A 24834-nucleotide genomic window follows, 5' to 3' on the forward strand; every position below is an offset into this window, starting at 1 on the left:
GGTGACTCGTGCGGCGGGCGGGGCGTCGGCGGGTGGGGCCTCAGCGGCTGGCCTTCGGCGCCTTCCAGCGGGCGACGGCGCGGGCGGCCAGGTTGAGGATCATGACGAACGCGATGAGCACCAGCGCCGCCGCCCACGCCCGGTCGTACGCGGCCTCGGTGCCGAACGACCACTGCTCGTACACGTACAGCGGCAGGGACGACTGCGCGCCCTCGAACACGTTGCCGTTGATCATGTTGGTGCCGAAGACCAGGAGGATTATCGGCGCCGTCTCGCCCGCGATGCGCGCCAGCGCCAGCATCACGCCGGTCGCGATGCCGCCGATGGCCGTCGGCAGGACGACCCGCAGGATCGTGCGCCACTTGGGCACACCGAGCGCCAGCGACGCCTCCCGCAGCTCGGCGGGCACCAGCTTCAGCATCTCCTCGGTGGAGCGCACGACGATCGGCATCATCAGGATCGACAGCGCCATGGCACCGGCGAAGCCCGAGTAGCCGAAGTCCAGCATCATGATCCACAGGCTGAGGATGAACAGGCCGGCGACGATGGACGGGATGCCCGTCATGACGTCCACGAAGAACGTGATCGCCTTCGCCAGCCGCCCCCGCCCGTACTCCACCAGGTAGACGGCGGTCAGCAGGCCGATCGGGATGGCGATGACCGAGGCGATGGCCACCTGTTCCACCGTGCCGAGGAGCGCGTGGTAGATGCCGCCGCCCGCCTGCCAGCTGAGGACGCCGTTCATGGAGTGGGTGAGGAAGTACCAGTCCACGTGCGGCACTCCGCGCCGCACCGTCTCGTACAGCAGCGACGCCAGCGGCAGCAGCGCGACGAGGAAGCACGCCCAGACGAGGAGCGACGCGAGCCGGTCCACGGCGTGCCGTCTGCCCTCCACGCGCCAGGCGAGGCCGAAGGTGGCGGCGACGAAGACGACGGCCGCGATCAGGCCCCACTGGAGATGGCTGTGCAGGCGGCCCACGACGCCCACGACCACGGCGAACGCGACCGAGCCGACCAGCAGCGCCCCCGGCGCCCAGCGTGGCAGGCGCGGCGGACGCAGCGTGGCCAGGGGCACGGCGGTGCCGCGCTCGGTGGTGTCCAGGTGCTGCTCGCTCATGCGGCTGTCCCCGAGTACTCCTTGCGGCGCGCGATGATCAGCCGCGCCGCGCCATTGACGAGCAGGGTGAGGAGGAAGAGCACCAGACCTGACGCGATCAGCGCGTCACGGCCCATGGAGCCCGCCTCCTTGAACTGGCTCGCGATGTTCTGCGCGAAGGTCGCGCCGCCCGACTCCAGCAGGCTGGCGTTGATGAGGAAGCTGGGCGAGAGCACCGTCGCCACCGCCATCGTCTCGCCCAGCGCGCGCCCGAGGCCCAGCATCGAGGCGCTGATGATGCCGGAGCGGGAGAACGGCAGGACGGTCATGCGGATGACCTCCCAGCGGGTCGCGCCCAGCGCGAGCGCCGCCTCCTGGTTGCTCTTCGGCGTCTGCCGGAACACCTCGCGGGTCACGCTGGTGATGATCGGCAGGATCATGATCGCCAGCAGGATGCCGACCGTCATCAGGGAACGGGCGGGCGTCCCGTCGTAGGCGAAGATGCCCGTCCAGCCGAAGAACTGGTCCAGCCAGTCGTACAGCCCGCCCATGCGCGGCACCAGGTACAGCGCCCCCCACAGGCCGTAGATGATGCTCGGCACGGCGGCCAGCAGGTCCACGAGGTAGCTGAACGTCGCGGCGACGCGGCGGGGCGCGTAGTGCGAGATGAACAGCGCGATCCCGGTCGCCACCGGCACGGCGATCGCCATCGCGATGACGGAGCTGACGACCGTGCCGAACAGGAGCACGGCGATGCCGAAGACCGGCGGATCGGCGTTGGCGTCCCACTCGAAGGTGGTGAGGAAGTTCCCCTCGTCGCGGGAGATGGCGATCGCGGCCCTGATGGCGAGGAAGACGGCGATGGCCGCCATGATCACCAGCAGGGCGATGCCGGAACCCCGGGACAGCGCGCTGAAGATCCGGTCGCCAGGACGTTCCGCGGTCCGCTCGGCGGCGCGCTCGGCGGTCCGCGTCATGACAGCTCCTCCACGCGCGCGCGGACCTGCTCGACGATGTCGGGCGACAGCGGCGCGTAGTCGATGTCGGCGAGGTCGCGCTGCCCCTGCTCGCCGGCGGTGTATTCGAGGAAGGCCCTGGTCAGCGGCAGGGTGCCGGGGGCGTTGCCCCGGTCGCAGACGATCTCGTAGGTGACCAGGACGATCGGGTAGACGTCCGGTTCACGGGTCGCGAAGTCGAGGTCGAGGACCAGGTCGCCGTCCTCCCCGACGACGTCCGCCTGCGCGAGGGCGTTGGAGGCGGTGTCCACGTCGGCGGCGACGGGCTGCCCGCCGCCGGTGTCGATCCGCGCGGTGTCCACCCCGTTCTGGTGGGCGTAGGACAGCTCGAAGTAGGAGATGGCGCCCTCGGTCTGCTGCACCTGCCCGACGAGGCCGGAGGAGCCGTCAGCCGACTGCCCGCCCCGGCCGCGCCACGCCTTGTCCGGCTCGTGCGGCCAGGCGTCGGGGGCGGCGGCGCGCAGGTAGGAGGTGAAGTTGTCGGTGGTGCCCGAGCCGTCGGAGCGGTGGAACGCGGTGATCGGCAGGTCGGGCAGCGCCACGTCCGGGTTCAGGCGGGCGAGGGCCGGGTCGTCCCAGCGGTCGATCGCGGAGTCGAAGATCGCGGCGAGCGTGGGGGCGTCGAGCACCAGGCCGTCCACGCCCGGCAGGTTGTAGCCGATGGCGATCGGCCCGGCCAGCATCGGCAGATGGATCGCGCGGCCCTCGTCCTGGCAGACGGAGCGCGACTCCTCGATCTCCCCCTCGGACAGCTCCGAGTCCGAGCCCGCGAACGCGGTGGTGCCCTGGAGGAACTCCTGGACGCCCGCGCCGGAGCCGGTCGCCTTGTAGTTGATCCGGCCGCCGTCACAATTGGCCTGGTAACTGTTCACCCAGACCTCCATCGCGTTGGCCTGCGCGCTGGAGCCCGACGCCAGGAGCGTGCGGTCGCCCGAGGCGCAGTGCACGTCCTTCGGGGAGAAGCGCACGGCACCGGGAAGGCCGGAGTTGTCGTCCGATCCGCAGGCAGTGAGGCCCAGCGCACTCAAGGCCAGGACCGCCGCGCCGAGGCGTAGCTTCACTGTCGTGTCGTTCCTTCCCGTTGCCACTTACGTTCGAAAGTAGGCAGCCAAGGTGAAGTGATCGAAGGCCGTAAGTGAAGTGGAGATGAACCCCAGCGGACGGACAGGTTGCCCGGAAGCTGCACCTTACTGCCTGCCCTCGCGCGCATTCGTTACGCTATACCCATCAGGGGTATAAGAGTCCGGGAGTACCGATATGACCAGTTCGAGCGCTTTCGCGGCGTCGGGTACGGCGGCCGGGGCGGAGACCGACGCCGAGGCGGCGGCGCCGTCGGGGCCGCACGGGTACAGCAAGGACAAGGACGCGCACCTCAAACGGCTGCGCCGCATCGAGGGCCAGGTCCGTGGCCTCCAGCGGATGGTCGAGGAGGACGTGTACTGCATCGACATACTCACCCAGGTCTCCGCCTCCACCAAGGCCCTCCAGTCGTTCGCCCTCCAACTCCTGGAGGAACACCTGCGGCACTGCGTCGCCCACGCCGCCCAGGAGGGCGGGCCCGGCATCGACGCCAAGGTCGAGGAGGCGACGGCCGCGATCGCACGGCTGCTGCGCACCTGACACGCCGCCGCCCGGCGTGCTGAACCGTTACACCACCGCTCCCGCGAACACGTCGTCCGACGCGGGCAGCACCACGTCCACGGGTGCCCCGAAATCGCGCAGGGTCACCGTGGACGCCACCTCGACACCACCGCCGGGGCCCGTGCCCCCGCCGCCACCGCCGCCCCCGGCGAAGCTGAACTGATGCCTGACCTTCCGCAGCAGCCCCCGCGCGTCCAGGTAGACGTCGAACGGCACCTGCGTCCGCGTGAAGCCGCCCACGGCGGTCGCCAGCTGCTCCCGCGCCCCGCCGGTCGCCCGCTCGGCGGCCGTCGCGATGTCGGTGACGCCCCGGTAGTGCCGCAGCCGCTCGCCGTCCACCTCGGCCCAGCCGAGATCGGCGGCGTACGTCACCCCGCGCAGCAGCTCGGCGGCCGTGATCGGGTCGGTGGCGCCGCCGGTGACCAGGTTGCCGTCCCGCACGGCGCCGGTGTCGATGCGGACCCACTTGTCGGCGGGCACGCCCGCGCCCCGGTTCTTGATGTAGAGCAGCCCGGGCACGAACACCTCCGTGACCCGCTCGCCCTCCGGCAGCGTCAGGCGCAGCTCGCCCGTCCGCTCCCCGTAGTCGAAACGGCCCTCGCCCTCGATCGTGATGCGCGTCCCGCCCGACGCCATGCGCAGCGCCGTGAACGCGTGCGAGGTGCCCGACCCCGCGAGCACGTCGGGGGCCCGCCTGACGACCTCCCGCGCGTCCGCCGCGCCTCCGGCGCCACCGCCGCCCTCGGCCGCCGCGCCGGTGCCGGAACACCCGGAGGCCGCCAGCGTCACCCCGGCCGCGAGCAGGGCGACCGTGCCGTTCCTGAGTGTGCGCCGCGCAGCCATGGCCTGCCGACACCCCCATAACCGTCGTATCGGACTCGTCACGCCTAACGAGACCCTGGGACGGCCGTTACGGTGGAGACGTGGAGGACCAGGGTGAAGACAGCACACCGTCGGCACCGGACCGTGGGCACCGCGTCGTGCTGACGGAGCGTGGCCCGTTCCTGGCGCCGCGGTGCAGCTGCGGCTGGTACGGGGCGGCCCGCCGCTCCCGCCCGCTGGCGCGGAACGAGGCGGCGGCCCACGTGGCGGCGGCGGCCGTGCCCTGAGCCGCGCCGCCGGGCGGCGGGCGTCAGGCGGCGGGCGTCAGGCGTCAGGCGGCGAGGCCCGGGTCGGCGGTCTTCTGGCGCGGCTCGGGCCGCGAGTCGTCCTCCGCCACGCCGCCTGACGCCGGACGCGGCGTCAGCCAGGCGAACGCGCGCGTCCGTCCCGCCCCGCGCACCAGCGGCGTCAGCACCGCCATGGCGGCCGGGGCGAGCAGCAGCGCGACGGCCATGCCGAGCGCGAAGCCGCCGATCACGTCGCTCGGGTAGTGCACGCCGACGAAGACGCGCGTGAAGCCCTGGCACAACGCCAGGGCGAGCGCGACCAGACCGACGCCGCGGTGCACCAGGAAGAGGGCGATGGCGACGGCCATCGCGGCGGACGCGTGGTCGCTGACGAAGGACCAGCCGCCCTTCCCCTCGACCAGCACGGTGAGTTCGCCCGGGTGGTCCACGAACGGGCGTGGCCTGGCGACGAAGTCGGCGATCGGGATGTTCACCAGCCGCGCCACACCGGCCGCGATGCCCGCCCACAGCAGCCCGGCCACGGCGGTCGCCGCGTCGGCGTGACGGCGCACGAGGAACCAGGCCCAGCAGACGAGGGCGACGAGCGCGAGGGGGATGCCGTACTCGCCGAGGAACGCGACCGTGTCGGCGACCGGTCCGGGTAGGCGGTCGGCGAGACCGTTGATGCCGTGGAGGATGTCCAACTCGACGTCGGGGTTATCGAGTGCAGCCATGTGCCGATGCGGCCCCTTCATGCTGTGGGGGAACCCTGCCGGGGGGTGGCAGGGCGAGGAGCCCCTGTTACCACTGGAGGTAACGCCAAGTACGTCCCCGTTCGTGCCGCCCGCCACCGAAGGAGCGCGACAGCGTTATCGAACAGCAACGGGGGCGTCGCGCGACGTGTGCGTCAGGCGGACGTCGGGCGGGTCGCCCCAAAGTAATCGGGGGAATCAATCGGGTCAAAACGGATCACGGCCCCGGTGTAGGGGGCGTTGATCATGTACCCGCCGCCGACATAGATGCCGACATGGTGGATGCTCCGCGAATCGCGTAGATCATACGCGAAGAACACCAGGTCACCCGGCAGGAGTTCGTCCCGCGAGGGGTGAGGGCCCGCCGTCCACTGGTCGTTGGCGACGCGGGGCAGCTCGATGCCGACCGACTCGTAGGCGGCCTTGGTGAGCCCGGAACAGTCGAACCTGCCGTCCTGCTCCGGCGTTCCGTTGCCGCCCCACAGGTAGGGGGTGCCGAGCCGGTCCTGCGCGAAGATCACGGCGCCCGCGGCCTGTTCGAGGGGCGGGACGCCGGTCTCCGCGTCGGGGGCGGCGAAGCTCGCGGCGGAGCTGGTGATGACCTCCACGTAGTGCTGCGTCTCCTGGTACGGCGGCACCCCGTTGTAGCGGATCACGGCGTAGGGGCCCGCGTTGTAGGCGGCCAGCATGTTCGCGACCGGGTCGCCCGGCACGTCGGCGACGTTCTCGGCGAGGGCGCAGTCGTAGCGGGCGGCGGAGGCGATGGCGTCCGCCGGGTCCCAGACGTTCGCGACCCCGTCGCCGTTGGCGTCCACGCCGTAGGCGGCCCAGGTGGAGGGGATGAACTGCGCGATGCCCTGGGCGTTGGCCGAGCTGGTGACGGTCGCGTTGAAGCCGCTCTCCTGGTTCAGCTGCGCGGCCAGCAGCGCGGGCGAGAGCGTCGGACAGGAGGAGCCGTACCGCTGGACGAGCGGGGCGTACGCGGCGGGCACCGTGTTCGGCGCCAACCGCCCGCCGCCCGCCCCGCCGTTGCCGCCACCGCCGAGCAGACCGGCGGCGGCGCCGTACACGCCGACGACGAGCAGCGCCATGAAGCCGGCCAGCAGCCCGACGCCGCCGCCCACCACCAACAGGACCTTCCGCATGCGTCAACTGTCGCCTACGGAAGGGGGGATGCGCTACCGGCCCGGGAACTACGGCGCCGTGAAACCGTTGCAGCCGACGGTGGTGATGCCGTCGGTGCCCGGGTGCAGGAACAGGACCGTCCAGTCGCCGGGCGCCGAGAGGAGCGGCGCGGCGCCGGGGAAGTCGTCGGGGTAGGTGAGTTCGCGCTCCGCGCCCGGCTCGACGGACAGGTCGTCGGGCGCGGACATCGCGAACGTCGGCGTGCCGGGCGGGCGGACGGCGACCAGCAGGTGGTACGGGGACTCGGGCACGCCGCCGTCGTGGGTGATCCGCCACTGGATCGACACGTCGGGCTCGCCCGCCTGGTGCGAGACGGTCGTGGACAGGCCGCCCAGGAGGTCGTCCGGCATGCTGTCGCACGTGTAGTCGTCGGACAGCCACGTCAGATCGCTGAGGAAGTCCGCCGGGTCCTGCGCGAGCGGGGGCCGGGTGGGGATCACGACGTCGGGCAGCTCCGTCTCCTCGACCTGCTGGCCGTCCGGCTGCGCCCCCTGCCCCTGCCCCGGCCCCTGCGTGCCGTCGTCGTCGAGCAGGCGGGGGACGAGGAAGGCGGCCGAGCCGAGGACGACGGCGAGCAGGGCGAGCGTGGCCAGCAGCGCCCGGGAGCGGTGGCGGGGCTGCTGCGGGACGGGGGGCGGGAGGTAGTCGTTCGGCGAGCGGGGCGGCGGCGCGTCCTGCGGCACGGCGTCCTGCGGGGTGGCGTCCCGCGGCGGCGGCGCGGCCCGGGAGGTGTCGGGCTCCGGCACGTCGGGCGGCGGCGTCTTCGCGACGACGCGCACGTACGCGGGCAGCAGCGCCAGCGGCCGGTCCACGGCGCAGCGGCGCACGACCTCGTCGGGCGGCGGGCGTTCGGCCGGGTCCTTGGCCACGCAGGCGCGGATCAGGTCGGCGAGCGGCGCGGGCACGCCGTCCACGTCGATCTCGCCGTGCACGACGCGATAGCCGATCGCGGCCCAGTCACCGGCGCCGAACGGGGGCCGGCCGGTGGCCGCCGCGGCGAGCGTCGCGCCCAGCGCGAACACGTCCGCCGGGGGCCCGGCCCGGCCGCCCGACATGGCCTCGGGCGCGGCGTACCCGGGGGTGCCGGGGGTGTGGCCCGTGTCGGTGAGCGGGGTGAGGTCGGCGGCCCAGGCTATGCCGAAGTCGATGAGCCGCGGGCCGCCGGACGCCAGGATGACGTTGTGCGGCTTCACGTCGCGGTGCACCACGCCCACGCGGTGCACGGCGGCGAGGGCCTCGGCCAGCGCGGCGAGGACGCCGGTGCACACCTCGGGCGGCAGCGGCCTGTCCCGGCTGGCCGCCAGCAGCGTCGGGCCCGGCACGTACTCGGTCGCGAGCCAGAACGGCGGCGCGTCGAGCCCGGCGTCCACGAAGTGCGCGGTGTAGGGGCTGCGTACGCTCCCCAGCAGATCCACCTCGCGCCGGAACCGCGCGAGCGAGTCCGGCCGTTCGGCGATGTCCTCCCTGATCACCTTGACGGCGGTCAGCACCCCGCCGGGCGAGCGGGCGAGATACACCCGCCCCATCCCCCCGGCTCCCAACCGCGCGAGCAGGCCGAACGGCCCTACGGCGGCGGGATCGTCCCCACGCAACGGCTCCACGCGGCTCACTGTAGGCCGTAACCCCACGGGACGGGCGGGCCCGTCGCCGGTGTGATCACACCGCAAGCCGGGAAGTACCTGGCGTGACGCCGTGGTGACAGCTACGGCGGACAGTTGCTGCGCACGCGTACCTGGGGAGGGGCGTGATGTCAGACCTGTACCGACTCGCCTACGGCGAGGAAGGACCACCGGCCCCGGCGGTCCACACCCGACTGAACCAGGACGACGGCGGGGGCGGGGCGCTGGCGGACCTCGACATCGACACCGACGCGCTGTACGAACTCGCCTCGGAAGCGGCCCGGTTGTTCGAACTGCTCGGCCAGGCGTTACCCGACCTGCGTCCGGACGACAGCGAGCCGCAGGGCCTGCGCCCGCTGGCCTCCGTGACGCGCCTGCGGGACGTCGCCGACTCCTGGGGCCGACGGCTGCGGGACGTCCAGGACGAGTGCATGCGGCTCCAGTCGCTCTTCACCGAGAGCGCGGACAGCTTCTCGGAGACCGAGGCGGCGAACCGGGAGCGTATGCGCGACGGGCAGTACGGCCCGTATGCCGCGCCGTCAGGACAGCCCGGCTGGCACACCGCCGGCGATGCCAGGTGATCACCGTCGAGGAACTGGACGCCGTCAGACCGGAGATCATCCGCACCAGGGCGAGCCACTGGGGCAGGGTGAGCCGCGCCGCGCGGTCGGCGTGGGAGGTGGTCGATCACCGCATGGCCGCGACGGTCCGCACGCAGACGGGCGACACGGCCGCCGCGGCGGAGCTGAGCCTCACGCGGCTGGCCGAGAACTTCGAGTACGCCCGCGTGCAGTGCGGCCTCGTCGAGGTGGCGCTGTACACCCTGGCGGACGAGTTACAGGGCGTCCGTACGCGGCTGTCCGCCCTGTGCGACGAAGCGGCCGAGTACGGACTCACGGTGCACGCGAGCGGTCGCGTCACCTATCCCGCGTCCCCCTACGGGGAGGGCGCCGACCCGGTCCCGGGCGGGTCGGTCTCCCCCGAGCCCGGCGCGGAGTGGATGCCGCCGCTGGAGCAACACACCGAACTCTCCTTACCGTTGGTCAACCCACTGCGACAGGTGGCCCAGCGCCTGGCGAACGGCATCGGCGGCGTCCTCCTCAACGCGGAGTCCATCGACAGCGAGTACGCGGCGGCGCTGGGCGAACTGGCCACGGAGGCGGGCCTGTCCGTCACCGACGCCATGTGGGCCGACGCGCAGGACGACCAGGGCACGGTCCTCGACGCCTCGGTCGGGGCGCTGGACGACGACGCCGTGCCGACCGGCCTCACACCGGAGGAGAACCGCGCGTGGTGGGCCGGGCTCCCGCAGTCGGAGCGCGACACACTCCTCGCGCTGCACCCCGCCGCCATCGGCGCGCTGGACGGCCTCCCGGCGACCGTACGGGACACGGCGAACCGCACGGTCCTCGACATGGAACACGGCACGGCGACCACCGACCTGGCCGCCCTGCGCGCCGACGAACCCGCCGACCGCGACTCCGCGGCGTGGGAGACGTGGCATCAGGACCGGACCGCGCTCGAAAACCGGTTACAGGCCATGCAGCCGCTCTACGACCGCTTCGAGCAGACGGGGGTGGAGGGCCTGCCGGAGGCGTACCTCCTCGGCTTCAGCACGGAAGGCGACGGCCGCGCGATCCTCGCCAACGGCAACCCCGACACAGCCGACCACACCGCCGTCTTCGTCCCGGGCACATCGGCGGACCTGGACTCGGTGGGTGACCCGGTGACGCGGATGACGGATCTGTGGCGCGCGGCCGACGCACAGACCGGCGGGCAGGTCTCCACCATCACCTGGCTCGGCTACGACGCGCCGGACAGTGTGTTCCCCAACGCGGCGTCGGAAGGATACGCACGGGACGCCGCACCCGACCTGACGGCGTTCACATCTGGGCTGCGGACGAGCCACGAGGGCCCGGAGGACAGTCACACGACCCTCATCGGCCACAGCTACGGGAGCACGGTCATCGGCGCAGCCTCCCAGCACGACTCGCTGTCCGTCGATGACGTCGTGGTCGCGGGCAGTCCGGGAATGTTGGTGAACGACGCGAGTGACCTGGCCGTGGGCAGCCGCCACGTCTGGTCCCTGGCTGCGGGCGTGGGCGACGACCCTGTGCCCCTCATAGGAGCGCCCTTCCTCGGGTCCGACTGGATCGACATGGGGATGCGTCCCGGCCCCTTGGGCCTGCCGATCTTCGAAATCGAGACGGGCCCCCAGGTCCCGTCGATGGAGAGCTTCGGTGCGAACCGCGTCGTCACGGACTCGACCGGGCACGGCGACTACTGGCGCCCGGACTCCGAGAGCCTGCGCAATCAGGCGTGGATCGTTCTCGGGCAATACGACCAGGTTGGACTCGAATGACTGACACGACCCGGGGAGAACACGCGCGCTCCCCGATGGCCCGCACCGCCGCCTGCGTGTGTGCGGTGCTCTCACTCGTACTGGGGTGCAGCATGACAGAAGGTGACGGAGGAAGCGGCGGACCCGCCGAGTCGTACCGGGTGCTCTCCGTGGACGATGCGAGGGCCGAGGTCCGTGAGCTGTCCAGTTCCGTCCTCGACCTCACCGGACTTGAGGGAACCTTCTCCGAACCCGGTCCCGGGGTCTCCACCTGTGAGGAGGACCCACGGAAGGAACGTCTCTACCTCGTCCGCCACATCTGGTCCGTCAGCGGGCTCCCCGAGCGCGAACTCACTGCGGGCATGGACCGGCTTCGCGAACAACTGCCGGGCGAGGGATGGGAAATCGTCGAAGACGGTTTCCGCGACAACCCGGCGAGGACGCCCCGTTTCATCGCCGACAACCATGCGGCCGGGTACGGGGTGAATGTCGAATTCATCCGGGCCTACGAGGACTCCGAGCCCATGCTGAGCGTCACCCTCGTCTCCGGCTGCCTCAGCACACCCGAGGGCGAGAGCCCCCGCGGAGAGTACTGATCGGGCCCGCCACGAGGCCATGATGACGAGGAGTCACGAAGCTTGGCCAAGCGGCCCCGCCAGGGGGCCGCTTCTGCCGTCCGGGCGTGGCACAATCCGATGGAGCAACGGCAACAGGCTTCTCCAGGGCGGTGAGTTCGGTGGATGAGAACGAGGAGAACATCGACAGCATCATCGGTGGGATCGCGCCCGACTGGGGACCGTTCGCCGCCGTGGGTGACCAGGCGCGGACCATGATCCAGGTGATCATGGCGCTCGCCATCCTGATCTGTCTCGGCCTCGCGATCTGGGGGGCCGCCCAACAGCGGATCGGCTCCACCGCGACGCGCGACAGCTTCAGCGCCGAGCAGGGCAAGGGCCTGATCGTCGCCGGGCTGACCGGGGTGTTCATCATCGGCTCCCTCGGCACGCTGTTCACCATCATCTACGGGATGTCGATCTAGGGCATGCGCGGTCCGGTACGAGTGGCGGCGGCGGCCGTGGTCGCCGTGCTGGCCGCGGGCTGCTCGGTCGGGCCCGCCTCGGACCGCGCCGCACGGGAAGGCACGGCCGTCGTCCCTCCGGACGACGGCGGCGGCGACAGCGGCGCCGATGCCCAAGGAGGTGGCAGCGGCGGGCCCACGCCCGATCCGCCCCCGCCGACCGAGGCGCCGGAACCACCCCCAGAGCCCGCGCCCGCCGAGGGAACCGCCGTCATAGCCGAGCGCCTCCCCGCGGGCGCCGACGCCTCCTGCTGCCTGGTGGCTCTCCCCGACGGGAGCGTGCTGACGGGCTCCGCGGACACCGGCGCCATCCAGCGCGTCACGGCAGAGGACGACGTCACCGCAGTCGGCAGCGTGAACGGTGTCACCTCCCTGCTCGGCCTCGCCGTCGAGCCGGGCTTCGACGTGACGGACAACGGCTGGCTGTACCTCTTCTACGCACAGGGCGGCAGCGCCCGCCTGGCCCGTGTCACCTACTACGGCGGGAACGACCCGGGCGCCCAGCTCGGATCGGCGACGGACTCGCTGCTCACGGGCATCCCCCTCGGCGCCGGGCGTGAGGGGGGGGCGATCGGGTTCGGGGGGGACGGGATGCTGTACGTCGGCACCGGTGACGCCGGGGACGCCGCGCAGGCCGCCGATCCCGAGTCGCTCGCCGGGAAGATCCTCCGCATGGAACCCGACGGCCGCGTCCCGCCGGGCAACCCGCAGGAAGGTTCCGTCGTCTGGTCGTCCGGCCACGGCGACGTCACCGGCCTCGCCTTCGACACCCTCGACCGGCTCTGGGCCGTGGACGCGGGCGGCGCGGACGGCGTCGAGCTGAACTCGATCGCCCCCGGCGGCGACTACGCCGCCATGGACCCCGTCCACACCTGGCCCGCGGGCACGTTCGAGCCCGGCGCGCTCGCGTTCTCCGCCGGGTCCCTGTGGCTGCCCGCCGCGGGTGAGCCCGGCCTGTGGCGCCTCCCGCTGGACGGCGTCGCGCTGACCGCCGACCCGCAGCTCCTCCTCGCCGACGACGGCCTCACGGCCCCCGCCGCCGCGCAGCCGGGCCCCGAGGGCGACGGCAGCCTGTGGCTGCTCGACAGCGGCACGGGCGACCTGCTCCGCGCCGACGTGTCCTGATTCACACCGTCACCGTCCGTCACACCGAACCGCGGAGGCCGGCTCAGCCACGCAGCCCGCGCACCGCCAGGTCCAGCAGCGCGAAGACGAACAGCGCCATCCCCACGAACCCGTTCACCGCGAAGAACGCCCGGTTCAGCCGCGACAGGTCGTGCGGCTTCACGAGCGAGTGCTCGTAGACGAACGCCCCCGCCACGACCGCCAGCCCGATCCACAGGAACACCCCGCCGCCCGTCGCCGCCGCGTACCAGACGAACAGCGCCATCGTCACCGCGTGGCACGCCCCCGCCCCGTACAGCGCCCCCGCGACGCCGAAGCGCGCGGGCACCGACCGCACGCCCTGCCCCCGGTCCGCCGCGACGTCCTGGCAGGCGTAGATCAGGTCGAAGCCGCCGATCCACAGCCCCACCGCCGCGCCCAGTATCACCGCGTCCCACGACCACGCGCCGGTCACCGCCAGCCAGCCGCCGACCGGCCCCATGGCCTGCGCCAGCCCGAGGATCGCGTGCGGGTAGTCCGTGAACCGCTTGCCGTACGGGTAGACGACCATCGGCACCACGGCGACGGGCGCCAGCACCAGGCACAGCGGGTTCAGCAGCGCCGCCGCGCCGAGGAAGACGACGAGCGCGACGGCCGCGCCCGTCCACGCCGTCCGCACGGACACCGCGCCGGTGACGAGTTCACGCCCGGCCGTCCGCGGGTTCCGCGCGTCGATCTCGCGGTCGATGATCCGGTTCGCCGCCATGGCGAACGTCCGCAGCCCCACCATCGCGACGGTGACGAGCAGCAGCGTGCCCCACTCGACGGTCTCGTCCCGCCCGTCCAGGAACATCGCGGTGAGCGTCGCGATGTAGGCGAAGGGCAGCGCGAAGACCGAGTGCTCGATCATCACCAGCCGCAGGAACGCGCGGACCCGCCCCGCGTCGGGGGCGCCCGCCACAGTCGCCGTCACAGCCCGTACTCCTTCCACCGGCTGCTGACCCGCTCCGCCGTCCCCGGGTCGGGGACGATCATCCGCGGCCAGCCGCCGTCGCGCGTGTACCCCTCGCCCGGCCACTTCGCGGTCGCGTCGATCCCGGCCTTGCCGCCCCAGAACTGCTGGTACGAGGCGTGGTCGAGGTGATCGACGGGCCCTTCGGTGAGCAGCAGGTCGCGGCCGTAGTCCACGTTGCCGAGGGCGCGCCAGGCGACCTCGTGGAGGTCGTGGACGTCGCAGTCGGCGTCCACGACGACGATCAGCTTCGTCAGGGACATCATGTGCGCGCCCCACACGGCCGACATGACCTTCTGGGCGTGTTTGGGGTATTTCTTGTCGATCGAGACGATCGCGCAGTTGTGGAAGCCACCGGCCTCGGGGAGGTGGTAGTCCACGATGTCGGGGATGATCACCTTCAGCAGCGGCAGGAAGAACCGCTCGGTGGCCCGCCCCAGCGGGCCGTCCTCGGTCGGCGGGCGGCCGACGACGATGGACTGGAACAGCGGCTTCTTCCGCATGGTGACGCAGTCGATGGTGAGGGCGGGGAACGGCTCCTGCGGCGTGTAGAAGCCGGTGTGGTCGCCGAACGGGCCCTCGGGCAGTTCCTGCCCCGGCTCCAGCCAGCCCTCCAGCACGACCTCGGCGTGCGCGGGCACCTGGAGCGGGACCGTCACGCAGTCCACCATCTCCACGCGCCTGCCCTGCACGAACCCCGCGAACAGGTACTCGTCGATGTCGCCGGGCAGCGGCGCGGTGGCCGCGTACGTCACGGCGGGCGGGCAGCCGAAGGCGATGGCGACGGGCAGCCGCTCGCCGCGCCGCGCCGCGACCTGGTAGTGGTTGCGGCTGTCCTTGTGGATCTGCCAGTGCATGCCGATGGTGCGCCGGTCGTGGCGCTGGAGGCGGTAGAGGCCGAGGTTGCGGACGCCGGAGTCGGGGTCCTTGGTGTGGGTGAGGCCGAGGTTGAAGAACGCGCCGCCGTCCTCCGGCCAGGTGAACAGGGCGGGCAGCCGGGTGAGGTCCACCTCGTCGCCGCGCCGCACGATCTCCTGCACGGGCGCGTTCTTCACCTTCTTCGGCGGCACGTGCGCGACCGAGGCGAGCTTCCCGAACGCCTCGCGCACGCCGACGAAGCCGTGCGGCAGCTCCGGCTTGAGCAGCCCGGCGATCTTCTCGCCGATCTCCTGGTAGGAGGCGAGGCCGAGGGCCTTCAGCAGCCGCCGGTCCGTGCCGTACACGTTCATGGCGAGGGGGAGGTCGGAGCCCTTGACGTTCTCGAAGAGCAGGGCGGGGCCGCCCGCCTTGTTGACGCGGTCGGTGATCTCGCCCACTTCCAGGTGCGGATCGACCTCGGCCTTGACCCGCTTGAGGTCCCCGTCGCGTTCGAGGGCCTTCAGCAGGCCGCGCAGGTCGTCGTACGCCATGCCGCTCAGTATTGCCGACGCATTACCCTGGTTGTGGTCAGGGGGCCCCACCCACCGGCCCCGGCCCACTTCACCCAGGGGGACTACCATGCTCAGGGTGCTGTTGTTTCTGGTACCGCTAGCGCTGGCCATCTACGCCCTGGTGGACTGCATCAGCTCCAAGGACGACGAGGTCAAGCACCTCCCTAAGCTGGTGTGGATCGCGCTGATCGCACTCGCGTGGGTCATCGGCCCCCTCGCCTGGATCCTGATCGGCCGCAGGCGTGGCGTCTCCGCGCGCAGGCGCGGTGGCGTGCAGTGGGTGGCCCCCGACGACAACCCGGAGTTCCTGCGCTCCCTCGGGGACGACTCCGCGTCCGATCCCGCCGCACGGCGTGACGAGGCGGAGCAGGACCGCGAGATGCTGGAGACGTGGGAGGAGGACCTGCGACGCCGCGAGGACGAGCTGCGGCAGCGGGACGACACCGACGACGACAACCCGGCGGGCGGCAAGGGCTGAGCCCCTCCCCCGTCCACGACCACGAGGAACGGCCCCCTGCCACGCGGCGGGGGCCGTTCCTCGTGCGTGCGCCGTGCGGCTCAGACGCCGCCGTAGCCGTGGAGGCTGTCGAAGAAGATGTTCACGCCGAAGTAGTTGATCAGGAAGCAGATCACGCCCGCGATCGCCAGGTACGCGGCGCGCCGCCCCTTCCAGCCCGCCGTGGCCCGCGCGTGGAGGTACGCGGCGTAGGCGACCCAGGTGATGAACGCCCAGGTCTCCTTCGGGTCCCAGGCCCAGTAGCGGCCCCAGGCGGTCTCGGCCCAGATGGCGCCCGCGACGATGGTGAACGTCCACACGGGGAAGACGGCCGCGTTGATCCGGTAGCTGAACCGGTCCAGGGTCAGGGAGGACGGCAGCCGCTCCATGACGGAGGTGGCCAGCCGCCCCGGCTGCCCGCCCGTGGCGAGCTTCGTCTCGTACCGGTCGCGGAACAGGTAGAGGACGGCGCTGATGGCGCCGAGGTAGAACAGGCCGCCGCAGACGATGGCCAGCGGCACGTGGATCCACATCCACACGGAGTCGAGCGCGGGCACCAGCTGCGTCTGCTCGTTGTAGAGCACGGTGACGGCGAGGCCGAGGTCGAGCAGCACGGTGGTGACCAGCGGCAGGCCGAGCCAGCGGACCGGGGTGCGGGCGGCGAGGAAGCCGAGGTACCCGGCGATGCCGACGACGGCGAGCGCCACGGAGAACTCGTACATGTTGCCCCACGGCCCGCGCCCCACGGCCACGGCCCGTGTGATCACGGCCCCGAGGTGCAGCAGGAACGCGAGGACCGTCAGCGAGACGGCGATGCGCCCGTACGTGTCGCCCTGCTCGTCCTCGCCCGCCGCGCCTGGCCCGTCGGGGACGGCGTCGCGCGCCGGTGTCGTGGAGCGGCTGACGATCCTGGGCCGCTCCAGCACGCTCGTGCCACCGGCCTCGCGGACCGTGACGGCGGGGCGCTGCGCGGGCACGGCGGCCTCGGCGTCGTCCTGCCCGGCGCGCTCGGCGGTGAGGGCCGTCGCCGTTCTCGCCACCTTGCTGCGGCTGCCGAGGATCCACTCGGCCGTGTAGGCGAGGAACGTCAGGGCGTACACGGCCATGGCCGCGTAGACCAGCGTGTTGCTGAGGTCGGCCAGCCCTTCGTTGGCGGCGGCGAGAGTCATGTGCGTGCTCCTTCGGCAGCGGCGGACTCGGGGGTGGGGTCGTCGGGACTGTCGGGGCCGCCGTCCGGCGCGTCGTCCGGAAGGAGCGGCGCGTCGCGCGTCAGGGCGTCGGCGAGCGCCGCCAGCTCGGCGGGCACGCGTGCCGACTCGGTGCGGCCCAGCGCGGCCATCTCGACGACGGTACGCCCGTCGTCGCCCGTCCACGCACGCACCCACACCCGGCGGCGGCGCAGCATGAGCGAGCCGACGAGGCCGACGATGGCGGCGAGCGAGCCGACGAGCGCCCAGGTGTTGCCGGACCGGGAGGCGACCTGGAAGGTGGCCCACTGGTCGAAGCCCTCGAAGGTGATGGAGCCCACGCCGTCCGGGAGGTCCACGGTGTCGCCCGGCTGCATGTCGAAGCGCAGCAGGTCGCCGTCGGGGCCGGTGAACTGCTCCATGTTGGTGGTGTCGAGCTGGTAGACGTTCTGCGGCAGGCCGGAGTCCACGCCGAGGTCGCCGTGGAAGGCGTTGAGCGTGAGGACGGGGAAGTCGGGCTCGGGGAAGGTGGAGTGCGGGCCGCGCACCTCGTCCACGTTGTACGTCGGGTTGAAGAAGCCCTGGAACGCGAGCTGGTCGGGTTCGCCGTCGGGGCCGACGGCGTCCGGGACCTTGATGACGCCGGTGGAGGTGAGCGCCGAGTCCTGCGGGATGAACGGGACGGGGCCGCTGTAGACGACGTCGCCCTGGCCGTCGGTGACGGTGACGTCGGGCGCGAAGCCGTGGCCGATGAGCCGGACGCGGGAGTCGCCGATGCGCAGCGGCGTGTTGACGTCGATCGTCGTGTCGTGCTCGCGGCCGTCGTCGGTGCGGTAGGTGACGTCGGCGGTGAACTCGGTGGGGGTGCCGAGGTCGGGGCCGGAGCGGGCGAACGTGGCCTGGAAGTCGTTCAGCGTGAGGCCGAAGCGCTCCAGGTCGTCCAGGTCGTAGAGGGTGCCCGACTCGAAGTCGTCGTACATCGTGATGTTGTTGGCGAAGCTGGTGCCCTCGACGACGAGCTTGCCGCCCTCCGCGTAGAAGAGGCGGCCGATGGCGAAGGCGACGAGCAGCACGACGAGCGACAGGTGGAACACGAGGTTGCCGACCTCGCGCAGGTAGCCCTTCTCGGCGGCCACGTGGGGGCGGCCCGCCGCCCCCACGTGCCGGTCGGCGCGGAAGCGGCGGCCCCGCAGCAGGCCGTGCGCGGCGTCGAGGACCTGCTCGGGCGCGGTGTCCGTGCGCCACGTGGTGTACGCGGGCATGCGGTCCAGCCGCCGGGGCGCGCGGGCGGGCCTGGCGCGGAGCTGGCCGACGAACTGCCAGGAGCGCGGCAGGATGCAGCCGACCAGGGAGATGAACAGCAGCAGGTAGATCGCCGAGAACCACACGGACGAGTAGACGTGGAACAGCTGGAGGGTGTCGTAGACGTCCGAGAGCCCGGGGTTGCGCTGCCGGAAGTCGCGGACGCCCAGCTCGTCGGTGCCCTGCTGGGGGATGAGGGAGCCGGGGATGCTGGCGAGCGCGAGGAGGAAGAGCAGTATCAGCGCGACGCGCATGGAGGTGAGCTGCCGCCAGAACCAGCGGGCCCAGCCGACGGCCTCGCGCGCGGTCCAGGCGAGCGCCCCTCCGGCGCCGGGGGCGCGGGCGCCGCCGAACGAGCCGGGGACGGACGTCGCCTCCTCCTCGGCGGGCGCGGTGCTCAGCCCGCCACCCGCCGTGGTCTCGTCGGCGTCGGCGGCCGTCTCGGGGCCCTTGCGGCCGGGCGGCGGGGTGGCGTCGTCGGTCATGGCGGTCAGACCCCTGGGGTGAAGTTGCTGGTCCAGTAGCGCAGTTCTGACGTCACGTCGTTCCAGATCCCGGTGACGAGCAGCAGCCCTGTGACGATGAGCATGCCGCCGCCGATCCGCATCACCCACACGTAGTGCTTCTTGATCCAGGTGAAGGCGCCGAGCGCCCGGCGGAAGGCGAGCGCGGTGAGGATGAACGGCAGTCCGAGGCCGACGCAGTAGGCGAACGTGAGCAGCGCGCCGCGCTCTGCCGTGCCCTGCTGGAGGGCGAGGAACTGGACGCTGCTGAGCGTCGGCCCGATGCAGGGCGTCCAGCCGATGCCGAAGACGACGCCGAGCATCGGCGCGCCCGCGAGCCCTATCGACGGCCTGCGGTGGAGGCGGAACTCGCGCTGTCCGAGGCGCGGCAGGACGCCCATGAAGATGATGCCGAGCACGATCGTCAGGGCGCCGAAGATCTGCTGGAGCCCGGTCTGGTGGCGCAGCAGGTTGCGGCTGAACTCGCCGAACAGGGCGCCCGAGGAGATGTAGACGGCGGAGAAGCCGAGGACGAAGAGCGAGGCGCCCGCGACCATCCGGCCGCGCTTGGCGTTCTCCAGGTCGGCGCCGCCGACGCCCGTCACGTAGGAGAGGTAGCCGGGCACGAGCGGGAGGACGCAGGGTGAGAAGAACGACACCAGGCCGCCGAACGCCGCCAGGGGGATCGCCAGGAGCAGCGCGCCGGTGACGATGGTCTCGTTCGGGTCCATGGCCGGTCAGCCCTCGGCGATGATCGGGTCGAGCGCGTCGCGCAGTTCCTGCTCGGTGAGGGCCTTCAGCGCGCGGACGGCGATGCGGCCCTCGCGGTCCACGATGAGGGTGGACGGGACGCCCTGCGGGTTGAGGCTGCCCTCTGGGAAGTCGAGGAGGATCTGGCCGTCCGGGTCGTACAGGCTCGGGTAGGGCACGTCGAACCGTTCCTCGAAGGCGTTGGCCTGGTCCTTGGAGCGGTCCTGGAGGTTGAGCCCGACGAACGAGACGCCTTGGTCCGCGGTGTCGTTGGCGACGCTCACGAGGTGCGGCATCTCGGCGCGGCAGGGGGCGCACCAGGAGCCCCACACGTTCAGCACGAGGACGTCGCCCCGGTAGTCGGCGAGGTCGAGCTGATCGCCGTCCACGGTCTCGCCGCCGATGTCCGGCAGTTCCTGCCGGTCGGACTCGGCGACCTGGATGACCTCGCCCGTGCCGTGGACGATGTTGGTGTTGTCACCGGAGGAACCCGCCTGCTCGCCCGTGCAGGCCGTGAGCGTCAGCGCACCGGCCGCGAGACCGGCGGCGCCCATGGCCAGGGACCGGAACTGGATCATGTGAAAAGTTTCCCATGCGGGGACGGGCGATCTTTGGCGCCCCCCTTGTCCGGATGTTTGCCCAGGTGGGAGGGGCTGTCCGAGAGGTCGGGCCAGGGCGCGTCAGGCGCCGAAGCCCTTGGCCCCCTTGACGGGGCGCGCTCCGGCCCTTAGGTGGGCGGGCAGCAGGTCGGCGGCCGGCTCCGCGTAGGTGACGGCGACGAGGTCGTCGCCCTCGAAGAGGAAGCTGGTCAGCGAGGCGAGGGTGCACTCGCGGGAGCGCGGGTCGTGCCACAGCTTGCGGTGCTCGACCTGGCAGCGCAGCACCCACACGGGCAGCTGGTGGCTGACGAGGACGGCCTCGTGGCCGCGCGCCGCGTCGCGGGCGGCGTCGAGCGCGTCACGCATCCGGGCGGCCTGCTGGACGTACGGCTCGCCCCAGGAGGGGCGGAAGGGGTTGCGGAGGTGGCGCCAGTTGCCGGGGCGGCGCAGGGCGCCGTCGCCGACGCCGAAGGTCTTGCCCTGGAAGACGTTGGCCGCCTCGACGAGCCGCGCGTCGGTGCCGACCGGCAGGTCGTGGGCCGCCGCGATGGGGGCGGCGGTCTCCTGCGCGCGTTCCAGGGGGGAGGCGACGACGACGGTGATGTCGCGGCCGGTGAGGTGCTGCGCGACGCGCTCGGCCATCCGTACGCCGAGGGCGGAGAGGTGGAAGCCGGGGAGGCGCCCGTAGAGGACGCCGGTCGGATTCTCCACCTCGCCGTGGCGCATGACGTGGACGACGGTGCGCTCACGCACCGCGCTCTCCGGCGCCGTGCTCTCCGGTGCCGCCTGGTCTTCCGCTGTGGGCTCTTCTGCTGTGCTCATCTGTTCGTCCGGTATTCCGTTCTCGTTCCGCACCGTCGTCCTCCGCTCACACCTCTGCGGCGGCTCGCGCGGCGGCGGGCAGCGCGGCGGCGACGCGCTCCATCGCCTGCCCGTCGTGCGCCGTCGAGACGAACCACGCCTCGAACGCGGACGGCGGCAGGTACACGCCCTGTTCCAGCATCGTGTGGAAGAAGGCCGTGTAGCGGTCGGTGCGCTGGGCCTTCGCCCCCTCGAAGTCGGTGACGGGCGCGTCGGAGAAGAAGACGGAGAACATGTTGCCCGCCGCCGACACGACGTGCGGCACGCCCTCCTTGGTGAGCGCCGCGCCCGCGAGGCCGCGCAGTTCCGCTGCGGTGGCGTCGAGCCGCGCGTACGCCGCGTCGTCGAGCAGCCGCAGCTGCGCGAGCCCGGCGGCGGTGGCCACCGGGTTCCCCGACAGCGTGCCCGCCTGGTAGACCGGCCCCTCGGGCGCGAGCCTGGCCATGACGTCCGCCCGGCCGCCGAACGCCGCCGCGGGGAAGCCGCCGCCCATCACCTTGCCGAACGTCATCAGGTCGGGGACGACGCCCTCGACGCCGAACCAGCCCGCGCGGCTCTGCCGGAACCCCGTCATCACCTCGTCGGAGACGAGCAGCGCGCCCTCGGCCGCGCACAGGTCCTTCAGCCCCTGGTTGAAGCCGGGCAGCGGCGGGACGACGCCCATGTTCCCCGGCACCGCCTCGGTGATCACGCAGGCGATCTCCCCGGGGTGCGCGGCGAAGGCCGCCCGCACGGCGTCGAGGTCGTTGTACGGCAGCACGACCGTCTCCCCCGCCTGCGCGCCGGTGACGCCGGGCGTGTCCGGGAGGGCGAACGTCGCGGCGCCGGAACCGGCCGAGGCGAGCAGCGCGTCCACGTGCCCGTGGTAGCAGCCCGCGAACTTGACGACCTTGGCCCGCCCGGTGAACCCACGTGCGAGCCGGATCGCCGACATGGTCGCCTCGGTGCCCGAGGAGACGAGCCTGACCTTCTCCACGGGCGTCACCCGGGCGGTGATCTCCTCGGCCAGCTCGACCTCGCCGACGGTGGGCGTGCCGAAGGACGTGCCCCGTCCGACGGCCTCCCGTACGGCGGCCAGGACCTCGGGGTGGGAGTGGCCGAGAATCATCGGCCCCCAGGAGCAGACGAGGTCCACGTACTCGTGTCCGTCCGCGTCCGTGAGGTAGGGACCGGCACCCGACGCCATGAACCGGGGCGTACCGCCCACCGCCCCGAAGGCGCGGACCGGCGAATTCACGCCGCCCGGCGTCACGGCGGAGGCGCGGGCGAACAGCGTCTGCGAGACTGGGGCTTCTGCGTAGGATGGCGTCACGCGATCCATGGTGACAGAGCCGCGTACAGGTCCGTCTCAGGGCGTTTCGCCGCGGTCTGACGGGGGAGGTCTTCCGAAACGATGATCGGGTCGCGCGGCGGGGGTCGCGAGTAGTCAGGTGGTGACATGCAGCGCGGTGGCGAAGTGGGCGAGGGAACCGGGGACCTGGGGCCGGAGCCTGCCGGACCGCGCGCGCGGGGCCGCCGGGGCCGTCATCGCCGCAAGGCCGCGGACGGCGCCACGGGCGAGTTCGAGCTGCGGGGCCGGAGCGCGCGGATGTCCGTGACCTACAAGTACTTCGGCGCCCCTGACGGCGCGACCGCCGCGCGCGTGCCGCTGTCGATGCGGCCGGAGGAACTGGGCGGCGACGAGCTGGGCCAGGGCATGTTCACCCGCATCAAGCCCGAGACGATGGCCGCCATGGTCCTCACCGGCATCGAGGGCATCCCGCTGCACCGCGTCCCCCCGCTGGAACTGGTCGTGCTGCACCCCGACTACGCGGTCGTGAAATTGCCCACAACGGCGGTTGACCCCCTGCGCGGCATCGGCGACGAGACGGTCGGCGCCGCGGCGTTCATCTGGTCCACGGTCCCCGACCGCAGCGGCCCCAGCGACGCGTTCGGCGTCTACCGGCTCCTCAACGAGTGGCAGGACTTCTCCCGGCGGCTGCACGAGGCCGGGCACCAGCCGTACTGCCTGGTCTGGCCCTGACGCCATGCGGTAGACATGGTGGCCCTGCCGATGCGACCGAGGGGGGCGACCGGTGCAGCGCGCCGCGACCATCACGAAGGCGGTCCTCGCGGGCCTGACGGCCGTGGGCCTCGCCGCGTGCTCGCCCGGCCTCGGCGGTGACGAGACGCCGGAGAGCGGCGACGCGCCCGCCGCCTCCACCGCCCCCGAGCCCGCCCCCGGACGGTTCACCGGCCTGCCCGAGCCCTGCGGCGCCGTGCCGCCCGAGACGCTCCGCGAGCTGCTGCCCGGCGGCGCCGAGGAGGACTACGCGGGCCGCAGCCGCGTGACGTACGACACGGGCCGCCGCGTCGGCTGCTCCTGGGGGACGGCGGACGGCGCCGAGACGTACCGGCTGACGGTGGACCTCCTGCGCGTCGTCTCCTACGACCCCGCCGTCAGCGACGAGGCCCAGGCCGAGGAGGACTTCGGGGAACGCGCCGCCGACGCGGGCGTCCCCGCGCAGCCCCCGGCGGACGGCGCGACCGGGCCGCGGATGCTCGACGGCGTCGGCCAGGCCGCGTTCCTCGACGACCGGCTGATCGCGTCAGACGGCGGCCCGGCGCGCGAGATCGATCTGACCTTCAGGACCGCGAACGTTATCGTCGCTGTGAAGTACGCCGTCGCGACGAGCACACCGGACGCCGTGCCGGAGAGCGGGCTGCTCCAGCAGCGCGCCGGTGGCGTCGCCCGGCGGCTCGCCGAGGGCCTCGACGCCTGACGCGTCACGTCCGGCGGCCCGCCGCCGCGGACCGGCCCGCCACCGAACCACAGGAGCGAGACACCTCATGGACCGAAACCCCAAGCGCCGCGCCGCGCGGGCGATGGCCTGGGCCGCCGTGCCCGTGCTGCTGGCCGCCGGCTGTTCCTCGGACGCGTCAGAACCGGACGACGACGCGGGCGCCGAGACCTCGGCCGAGGCGGCGCCGACGCCGGAGCCGGTCAGGTTCACCACGCTGCCCGAGTCCTGCGCGACGGTCAGGGAGAGCACCGTCGAGGAGTTCGTGCCGGAGGCGGACCCGGTGGCGGGTCAGACGCTCACCTCCTCCGACGTCACCAGCTCGGCGACCTGCCTGTGGAACGGCCTCGACGGCTACCAGTACCGCTCGCTGACGGTCGCGCTGCGGCGCTACGACTCCGACCTCGCCATCGGCAGCGGCGACGAGCGCGCCGCCGGGTACGCGGAGCAGGTCGTCGAGGAGATCACCGGCGACGACGCCAACCAGGACGTGGACGCGGGCCCGCTGGACGAGACGGGCGAGGAGGCCACCTCCCTCGCCTGGACCGTCACCAAGACGGACGACGACCAGGAGCAGGACTACCGGCAGCACCGCGTCGTCGCGCGCCTCGGCAACGTCGTCGTGACCGTGGACTACAACGGCGCGGGCCTGGAGGGCGACGACATGCCGGGCGCCGACGGCATCGCCTCGGGCGCGATCGCGGTGGCGCGCGAGGCCGTGGCGGCGCTGGACGCCTCGGGCGACGGGACGGGCGCGGAGGCCGAAGGCGGCGACGACACGTCCGGCGGCGACGAGCCGCCGGGCAACGAGCAGGACGCCCCCGCCGAGGACGGTGGCGGCGACAACGGGTGACGCCCTGGCCCGAATTCGCTCAGATGTGCGGATGCGCCGCCGCTCCCTCTTGACGCATGTGCCAGTCTGGCGGCCGGAGTTCGCTCCGGTCGTTCAGACGCCCATTCGACTCGGGAGGGA

Annotated in this window: 26 protein-coding genes; 11 read left to right on the forward strand and 15 right to left on the reverse strand. The window is 72.5% G+C overall.

Translation table 11 applies throughout. The features are described from left to right. Window positions 1–40: 40 nt before the first annotated feature. The 3 genes from pstA to pstS are packed head-to-tail and all read right to left on the reverse strand — an operon-like array spanning window position 41 to window position 3173. On the reverse strand, window positions 41–1117 hold the full coding sequence (gene pstA / locus IF27_RS11130; RefSeq protein ID WP_052849287.1) for a phosphate ABC transporter permease PstA: 1077 nt from the start codon (window positions 1115–1117) through the stop codon (window positions 41–43). Next, window positions 1114–2073 (reverse strand): phosphate ABC transporter permease subunit PstC, encoded by a 960-nt coding sequence (gene pstC / locus IF27_RS11135; RefSeq protein WP_052849288.1) that lies wholly within the window; start codon window positions 2071–2073, stop codon window positions 1114–1116. The genes pstA and pstC overlap by 4 nt, the downstream gene beginning before the upstream one ends. Then, window positions 2070–3173, reverse strand: a complete 1104-nt coding sequence (gene pstS, locus IF27_RS11140; protein ID WP_223291005.1) for a phosphate ABC transporter substrate-binding protein PstS — start codon at window positions 3171–3173, stop codon at window positions 2070–2072. Before pstS ends, pstC begins: the two co-directional genes overlap by 4 nt. A gap of 196 nt (window positions 3174–3369) precedes the next feature. On the opposite strand from pstS, the gene IF27_RS11145 reads away from it, so the two are divergent. Next, window positions 3370–3732 carry a metal-sensitive transcriptional regulator gene (locus IF27_RS11145; RefSeq protein WP_052849290.1) on the forward strand — a complete coding sequence of 121 codons (363 nt, stop codon included), beginning with the start codon at window positions 3370–3372 and terminating at the stop codon, window positions 3730–3732. Window positions 3733–3759: 27 nt separating this feature from the next. Here the strand turns inward: IF27_RS11145 and IF27_RS11150 are convergent, their stop codons facing one another. Further along, window positions 3760–4596 (reverse strand): SCO4651 family lipoprotein, encoded by an 837-nt coding sequence (locus tag IF27_RS11150; RefSeq protein ID WP_052849291.1) that lies wholly within the window; start codon window positions 4594–4596, stop codon window positions 3760–3762. An 80-nt stretch (window positions 4597–4676) separates the two neighbouring features. Between IF27_RS11150 and IF27_RS11155 the strand changes: the two genes are divergently transcribed. Beyond that, window positions 4677–4862 (forward strand): hypothetical protein, encoded by a 186-nt coding sequence (locus IF27_RS11155; protein ID WP_052849292.1) that lies wholly within the window; start codon window positions 4677–4679, stop codon window positions 4860–4862. A 44-nt stretch (window positions 4863–4906) separates the two neighbouring features. On the opposite strand, the gene IF27_RS11160 is transcribed toward IF27_RS11155, so the two are convergent. The 3 genes from IF27_RS11160 to IF27_RS31545 all read right to left on the reverse strand — a co-directional run bounded on the left by IF27_RS11160 (window position 4907) and on the right by IF27_RS31545 (window position 8400). Continuing rightward, window positions 4907–5596, reverse strand: coding sequence for a phosphatase PAP2 family protein (locus tag IF27_RS11160; protein ID WP_110945751.1), 690 nt, complete (start codon window positions 5594–5596; stop codon window positions 4907–4909). A 173-nt stretch (window positions 5597–5769) separates the two neighbouring features. After that, window positions 5770–6759 (reverse strand): C40 family peptidase, encoded by a 990-nt coding sequence (locus IF27_RS11165; protein ID WP_052849293.1) that lies wholly within the window; start codon window positions 6757–6759, stop codon window positions 5770–5772. 48 nt (window positions 6760–6807) lie between these two features. Then, window positions 6808–8400 (reverse strand): serine/threonine-protein kinase, encoded by a 1593-nt coding sequence (locus tag IF27_RS31545; protein ID WP_223291006.1) that lies wholly within the window; start codon window positions 8398–8400, stop codon window positions 6808–6810. A gap of 146 nt (window positions 8401–8546) precedes the next feature. Between IF27_RS31545 and IF27_RS11175 the strand changes: the two genes are divergently transcribed. From IF27_RS11175 to IF27_RS11195, 5 genes are all read left to right on the forward strand, one after another. Continuing rightward, the gene (locus IF27_RS11175) at window positions 8547–8999 is read left to right on the forward strand and encodes a hypothetical protein (RefSeq protein ID WP_052849295.1); all 453 of its coding nucleotides are present in this window, start codon (window positions 8547–8549) and stop codon (window positions 8997–8999) included. Continuing rightward, a complete protein-coding gene (locus IF27_RS11180) occupies window positions 8996–10780 on the forward strand; it encodes an alpha/beta hydrolase (protein ID WP_052849296.1) in 1785 nt (594 codons plus the stop codon). The genes IF27_RS11175 and IF27_RS11180 overlap by 4 nt, the downstream gene beginning before the upstream one ends. Before the next feature lie 92 nt (window positions 10781–10872). Next, window positions 10873–11355, forward strand: coding sequence for a hypothetical protein (locus tag IF27_RS11185; RefSeq protein ID WP_190232904.1), 483 nt, complete (start codon window positions 10873–10875; stop codon window positions 11353–11355). A 140-nt stretch (window positions 11356–11495) separates the two neighbouring features. Further along, on the forward strand, window positions 11496–11798 hold the full coding sequence (locus IF27_RS11190) for a hypothetical protein (protein ID WP_110945752.1): 303 nt from the start codon (window positions 11496–11498) through the stop codon (window positions 11796–11798). 3 nt (window positions 11799–11801) lie between these two features. Further along, complete coding sequence (locus IF27_RS11195) at window positions 11802–12962, forward strand: PQQ-dependent sugar dehydrogenase (protein ID WP_110945753.1); 1161 nt, start codon at window positions 11802–11804, stop codon at window positions 12960–12962. A 43-nt stretch (window positions 12963–13005) separates the two neighbouring features. On the opposite strand, the gene mqnP is transcribed toward IF27_RS11195, so the two are convergent. Further along, window positions 13006–13914, reverse strand: coding sequence for a menaquinone biosynthesis prenyltransferase MqnP (mqnP, locus tag IF27_RS11200; RefSeq protein WP_052849300.1), 909 nt, complete (start codon window positions 13912–13914; stop codon window positions 13006–13008). Next, a complete protein-coding gene (locus IF27_RS11205; RefSeq protein ID WP_052849301.1) occupies window positions 13911–15362 on the reverse strand; it encodes a menaquinone biosynthesis decarboxylase in 1452 nt (483 codons plus the stop codon). Before IF27_RS11205 ends, mqnP begins: the two co-directional genes overlap by 4 nt. Before the next feature lie 88 nt (window positions 15363–15450). Between IF27_RS11205 and IF27_RS11210 the strand changes: the two genes are divergently transcribed. Then, entirely contained in the window at window positions 15451–15861 is a 411-nt protein-coding gene (locus tag IF27_RS11210) for a PLD nuclease N-terminal domain-containing protein (RefSeq protein ID WP_052849302.1), read from the forward strand. An 80-nt stretch (window positions 15862–15941) separates the two neighbouring features. Here IF27_RS11210 and ccsB read toward each other — a convergent pair whose 3' ends face one another. The 6 genes from ccsB to hemL all read right to left on the reverse strand — a co-directional run bounded on the left by ccsB (window position 15942) and on the right by hemL (window position 22393). Beyond that, entirely contained in the window at window positions 15942–17048 is a 1107-nt protein-coding gene (ccsB, locus tag IF27_RS11215; protein ID WP_052849303.1) for a c-type cytochrome biogenesis protein CcsB, read from the reverse strand. Beyond that, entirely contained in the window at window positions 17045–18853 is a 1809-nt protein-coding gene (gene resB / locus IF27_RS11220) for a cytochrome c biogenesis protein ResB (protein ID WP_052849304.1), read from the reverse strand. The genes ccsB and resB overlap by 4 nt, the downstream gene beginning before the upstream one ends. Window positions 18854–18858: 5 nt before the next feature. Further along, the gene (locus tag IF27_RS11225; protein ID WP_052849305.1) at window positions 18859–19602 is read right to left on the reverse strand and encodes a cytochrome c biogenesis CcdA family protein; all 744 of its coding nucleotides are present in this window, start codon (window positions 19600–19602) and stop codon (window positions 18859–18861) included. Between the two features lie 6 nt (window positions 19603–19608). Beyond that, complete coding sequence (locus IF27_RS11230) at window positions 19609–20199, reverse strand: TlpA family protein disulfide reductase (protein WP_052849306.1); 591 nt, start codon at window positions 20197–20199, stop codon at window positions 19609–19611. Between the two features lie 102 nt (window positions 20200–20301). Continuing rightward, window positions 20302–20946, reverse strand: a complete 645-nt coding sequence (locus tag IF27_RS11235; protein ID WP_223291011.1) for a histidine phosphatase family protein — start codon at window positions 20944–20946, stop codon at window positions 20302–20304. A gap of 142 nt (window positions 20947–21088) precedes the next feature. Next, a complete protein-coding gene (hemL, locus tag IF27_RS11240) occupies window positions 21089–22393 on the reverse strand; it encodes a glutamate-1-semialdehyde 2,1-aminomutase (protein ID WP_420821997.1) in 1305 nt (434 codons plus the stop codon). Window positions 22394–22519: 126 nt separating this feature from the next. Between hemL and IF27_RS11245 the strand changes: the two genes are divergently transcribed. The 3 genes from IF27_RS11245 to IF27_RS30980 all read left to right on the forward strand — a co-directional run bounded on the left by IF27_RS11245 (window position 22520) and on the right by IF27_RS30980 (window position 24714). Continuing rightward, a complete protein-coding gene (locus IF27_RS11245) occupies window positions 22520–23104 on the forward strand; it encodes a hypothetical protein (RefSeq protein WP_110945754.1) in 585 nt (194 codons plus the stop codon). A 52-nt stretch (window positions 23105–23156) separates the two neighbouring features. Then, the gene (locus IF27_RS11250) at window positions 23157–23843 is read left to right on the forward strand and encodes a DUF3558 family protein (RefSeq protein ID WP_052849309.1); all 687 of its coding nucleotides are present in this window, start codon (window positions 23157–23159) and stop codon (window positions 23841–23843) included. Window positions 23844–23910: 67 nt separating this feature from the next. Beyond that, entirely contained in the window at window positions 23911–24714 is an 804-nt protein-coding gene (locus IF27_RS30980; RefSeq protein WP_052849311.1) for a hypothetical protein, read from the forward strand. Window positions 24715–24834: the final 120 nt, after the last annotated feature.

The organism is Streptomyces avicenniae, assembly GCF_000719135.1.
In the GTDB taxonomy this organism is placed as follows: domain Bacteria; phylum Actinomycetota; class Actinomycetes; order Streptomycetales; family Streptomycetaceae; genus Streptomyces; species Streptomyces avicenniae.

Excerpts from the sequence above, each read along its gene's own strand:
- pstA (WP_052849287.1), bottom strand. The coding sequence starts at position 1,117 with ATGAGCGAGCAGCACCTGGACACCACCGAGCGCGGCACCGCCGTGCCC.
- pstC (WP_052849288.1), bottom strand. The coding sequence starts at position 2,073 with ATGACGCGGACCGCCGAGCGCGCCGCCGAGCGGACCGCGGAACGTCCT.
- IF27_RS11145 (WP_052849290.1), top strand. The coding sequence starts at position 3,370 with ATGACCAGTTCGAGCGCTTTCGCGGCGTCGGGTACGGCGGCCGGGGCG.
- IF27_RS11150 (WP_052849291.1), bottom strand. The coding sequence starts at position 4,596 with ATGGCTGCGCGGCGCACACTCAGGAACGGCACGGTCGCCCTGCTCGCG.
- IF27_RS11160 (WP_110945751.1), bottom strand. The coding sequence starts at position 5,596 with ATGGCTGCACTCGATAACCCCGACGTCGAGTTGGACATCCTCCACGGC.
- IF27_RS11165 (WP_052849293.1), bottom strand. The coding sequence starts at position 6,759 with ATGCGGAAGGTCCTGTTGGTGGTGGGCGGCGGCGTCGGGCTGCTGGCC.
- IF27_RS11175 (WP_052849295.1), top strand. The coding sequence starts at position 8,547 with ATGTCAGACCTGTACCGACTCGCCTACGGCGAGGAAGGACCACCGGCC.
- IF27_RS11185 (WP_190232904.1), top strand. The coding sequence starts at position 10,873 with ATGACAGAAGGTGACGGAGGAAGCGGCGGACCCGCCGAGTCGTACCGG.
- IF27_RS11195 (WP_110945753.1), top strand. The coding sequence starts at position 11,802 with ATGCGCGGTCCGGTACGAGTGGCGGCGGCGGCCGTGGTCGCCGTGCTG.
- IF27_RS11205 (WP_052849301.1), bottom strand. The coding sequence starts at position 15,362 with ATGGCGTACGACGACCTGCGCGGCCTGCTGAAGGCCCTCGAACGCGAC.
- IF27_RS11210 (WP_052849302.1), top strand. The coding sequence starts at position 15,451 with ATGCTCAGGGTGCTGTTGTTTCTGGTACCGCTAGCGCTGGCCATCTAC.
- ccsB (WP_052849303.1), bottom strand. The coding sequence starts at position 17,048 with ATGACTCTCGCCGCCGCCAACGAAGGGCTGGCCGACCTCAGCAACACG.
- resB (WP_052849304.1), bottom strand. The coding sequence starts at position 18,853 with ATGACCGACGACGCCACCCCGCCGCCCGGCCGCAAGGGCCCCGAGACG.
- IF27_RS11225 (WP_052849305.1), bottom strand. The coding sequence starts at position 19,602 with ATGGACCCGAACGAGACCATCGTCACCGGCGCGCTGCTCCTGGCGATC.
- IF27_RS11230 (WP_052849306.1), bottom strand. The coding sequence starts at position 20,199 with ATGATCCAGTTCCGGTCCCTGGCCATGGGCGCCGCCGGTCTCGCGGCC.
- IF27_RS11235 (WP_223291011.1), bottom strand. The coding sequence starts at position 20,946 with ATGCGCCACGGCGAGGTGGAGAATCCGACCGGCGTCCTCTACGGGCGC.
- IF27_RS11245 (WP_110945754.1), top strand. The coding sequence starts at position 22,520 with ATGCAGCGCGGTGGCGAAGTGGGCGAGGGAACCGGGGACCTGGGGCCG.
- IF27_RS30980 (WP_052849311.1), top strand. The coding sequence starts at position 23,911 with ATGGACCGAAACCCCAAGCGCCGCGCCGCGCGGGCGATGGCCTGGGCC.